The 2,088-nt window shown below is 69.4% G+C and carries 2 protein-coding genes; both read left to right on the plus strand.

Annotated elements, in window-relative coordinates; all coding sequences use genetic code 11:
• Window positions 1–290 precede the first annotated feature (290 nt).
• Entirely contained in the window at window positions 291–437 is a 147-nt protein-coding gene (locus P3H15_RS53660) for a hypothetical protein (protein ID WP_276144768.1), read from the plus strand.
• Window positions 438–1,074: 637 nt separating this feature from the next.
• Window positions 1,075–1,701, plus strand: coding sequence for a DUF2267 domain-containing protein (locus P3H15_RS53665; RefSeq protein WP_276144769.1), 627 nt, complete (start codon window positions 1,075–1,077; stop codon window positions 1,699–1,701).
• Window positions 1,702–2,088 lie beyond the last annotated feature (387 nt).

The following is a 2,088-nucleotide window of genomic DNA, read 5'->3' on the forward strand; positions in this document are numbered from 1 at the left end:
GGATACCTCACCCCAGTGGAGTTCGAACAACGGCTGATCGCGTCGTCTACGCTGTTAGTTGCCGCATGAAATCGGGTGTCCACTCCCGAGGAGCAACCTCAATCCGCCCGAGAGCGAGGCGCTGCGGCGGCCCCTCTACCGAGGGCTCCTGGCCTGGTTGGTCACCGCACTCGCCAACGTGGTCCTCGCCGCCTCTGGCCCGCGGAGGACGGGGAGGCGTTCGTGCTCGAGGTGCGCACCACGCCGGGCGCACCGTCGGTGCCGGTGAGCTGCCCCCGCGCCACGGCCGGGTGGGACGGTCCGTGCTGGCGCTGCTCGCCGCCGAACGCGAACCGGACCGGGTGGTGCGGGCCACCACGCTGGTCGAGGCATTGCTCTGGCTCCACGCGCTGCCCGACGCCGAGACGCCGGCCTTCCTGGACCCGCCACCCGAATGAATCTCCTGGCCCGCCCGACGGGGAATCTCCCCGACCCTCGGCGGTGTGACGTCTGGCTGCCAGGGCGTGGCCGGGTCGGAGAGAACCGAGAGGGAATCGACAGCGATGCGGGTGTATCACCCTGCGGGGCAATGGGAACTGGCGACAGCACACGTCCGGTGGTCGATGCGTGCCGCGAAGGAGCAGACGTTCGTGGTCGAGGACGAAGTCCGTCCCGTGGTCCGCATCCCCTCGCCGCCACCGATCCGCCGCCGCTCGGGCGAACGACTCGCCCGGGCCGGTCACCGACCGCAGCCACCGGTCGGTGATGGGCTGTGCGGCGATCCCTGGTCGACGACATCCGGAGCGACACTCCGAGGGTGAGGACCCGGGTAGATCCTCGTCGCTACCCGACGGTCCGATCATCTGGCCCGACCCCAGGCCGCTGGTCGACTGGTGGGACCGAGTACTCGGCCGGCCCTCGACCACCCGAGGCCCGCGGACGCGCTCGCATGTTCGGGAGTCCACCGGCGTGCGCACCGTCCACCCGATGTGCGCTAAACCGGACACTGCCCCGCAGTGGAGGTTCTTACCCCTGTTGCCGACCATCGGGGCGGACGATGATGGGTGACAGGCCTGACACTGCAGGAGGAATCTCATGACGCACCACAACGACCCTCTCGCGCACGCCCAACACACGGCGCACGAGTGGCTGAAGGTTGTCGCCGAGCGGCTCGGGACCGAGGACCGCAACTACACCTACCGGGTGCTGCGGGCATGGTTACATCTGGTTCGCGACCGACTCACCGTGGACAGCGCGGTGCATCTCGCCGCCCAGCTGCCCGAGCTGCTGCGCGGAGTCTATTTCGAGGGCTGGGTACCGAGCAAGGTGCCCATCCGTTACGACACCACCGGGTTCACCACCCTGTTCGCATACGAAGGTGGCATCAGCCCGGCCGACGTCCCCGCCACCGCCGGTGCCATCTCCGCCGGGCTGGGTGCGCTGTTCTCGCCCGGACAACTCGACCATGTGTTCGCTCAGATGCCGACCGGGCTCCGCGGCGAACTCGTGAACGGAACCCCCGCCCCGGCCGCCGCGCCGCGAACCTCCGCCGAACATCTCCGGCTGAACGCCCTCGAGGACAGGCTGCAGGCGCTGACCGACGCGGTTTCGGCATTGGCCCACGGCCTCGAAGAACTCCCGACGGAGGAACCGGCCGGTAGCCGGGCGGCAAGGGCGGCTCAGGAAGCGCACCGAATCCTCATGGTGGCGGGCAAGAGGTAATCCGGCCTGTTCTCGGCCTGCTCGTGAGAACCGGACGTCGCGATGCCGAGCCCCAAGAGTAGGGCCCGAGGGCGACGGTCGGCGATCAGTTCCCAGCGACCAGGAGTTTGGGACCGCGAGATGACCAGTTCGCGGTCCCAAATCGGATTCGCCCGAGGAGCCCGGCTCAGACGAGACTTCGATGGATATCCGCACGGTCCGGGGGGACCTGCGCGGCCGGCCGGACGCCCCATCCCGGGGAGAGCGGGGCGTGTGGTGCATAGGCACATCGCTCTCCCGCTCGACGCTGGCACTCCTGCGGGAGAGCGACACTGCCCGGTGCGGCGCGCGGTGGGTGGTTGTCGCTACCGCGACGCGGAGACCAGCATGGGCTCGCGCAGGTCGAAG

The organism is Rhodococcus sp. T2V (genome assembly GCF_029269925.1).
Taxonomy (GTDB): domain Bacteria; phylum Actinomycetota; class Actinomycetes; order Mycobacteriales; family Mycobacteriaceae; genus Rhodococcus_F; species Rhodococcus_F koreensis.